The sequence below is a fragment of the Oribacterium sp. C9 genome (genome assembly GCF_002007235.1).
Classification (GTDB): Bacteria; Bacillota; Clostridia; order Lachnospirales; family Lachnospiraceae; genus Oribacterium.
Genome location: NZ_MUHW01000069.1, coordinates 1 through 1,041, shown reverse-complemented (window position 1 = coordinate 1,041; position 1,041 = coordinate 1). Strand labels below are relative to the sequence as shown.

1 pseudogene is annotated in these 1,041 nt (G+C 40.0%); it reads left to right on the top strand.

The annotated features are described in order from the left end of the window. Window positions 1-507 (top strand): annotated as a pseudogene (locus BXO88_RS16180) (hypothetical protein); the annotation flags it as partial. Window positions 508-1,041 lie beyond the last annotated feature (534 nt).

Below are 1,041 nucleotides of genomic sequence, written 5' to 3'. Positions count from 1 at the left end.
TGGCTTTGTACGGAAGCGGCGCAGACCCGGGCAAATTCGATCGAGATATATGATATAAACAGGCATTTCTTGTATGGAAGTAATACAGACAAGCCGAGATATGATATATTAAATGCCATAATTGTTTATATCAGCGGTAAACACGATTCGGAAAATGCAGATAATGAATTGGTCAGGATGCTGACGGATTTGTTTGATGAAAGAATCGATGGAGTAGAAAAGGTTAAAAAATTAAAGTCAGAGTATGGCTTGAGGATGACGAAAGAAGTGGAAGGTGAGGTGACGGATATGTGTACGTATGCAACGGCGATGGAGAATAAGGGTGTTGAAAAGGGCATAGGCATCGGCAGAGAGCAGGGAATAGGCATTGGTTTAGAAGCCGGAAAAAGAGCATTGGTGGAAGAGATGCTCCGGTCCGGCATGACACCGCAGGATATATCAAGTTCTTGTAAGCTTTCACTGGATTATGTCTTGGAGATTCAGAAAGGCGTACTTGTAAAAGAGTAGATTTACGTGATCTCTACCTGTGGCAGTGGAAGGTACAGTTCTGCGGTTTGGAATATGAAAAAAGTGGAATATGTAGTTCTTTGATTTTAAATACAAAATAATCTATAGTTGTGTATCTGAAGCCCTTGATGGGGCTTGCCTCTTTTATAATGTAAAGGGATCGTTTCCTTGATTTGATATCAGGGAGACGGTCTTTTTATTTTACCAAACAATTGTTTTTATAAACATTGACATAATCTATACCGGCACCTATAATAATGGCAGAACATATGTTTCTACATACTTTTTTAATTAATTGCAATTGGTGTGGTTGGTATATAATTAAGGCGAGAAGTTCATGTCTTACTCGCTTTTTGTAGGAGCGGATATGGAACGTTTATCACAACTTGGGAAAGCAATTGTTGCGACTGATCAGGATAAGATACGGCTCGATCAGACCGTGAAGAACATACTGGCGTATAAGCCTTTACTGGCGAGGATTTTTAAAGAGGTGGTGTCTGAGTGCCGCGAAATGAGTTATGATGAAATCGAAGC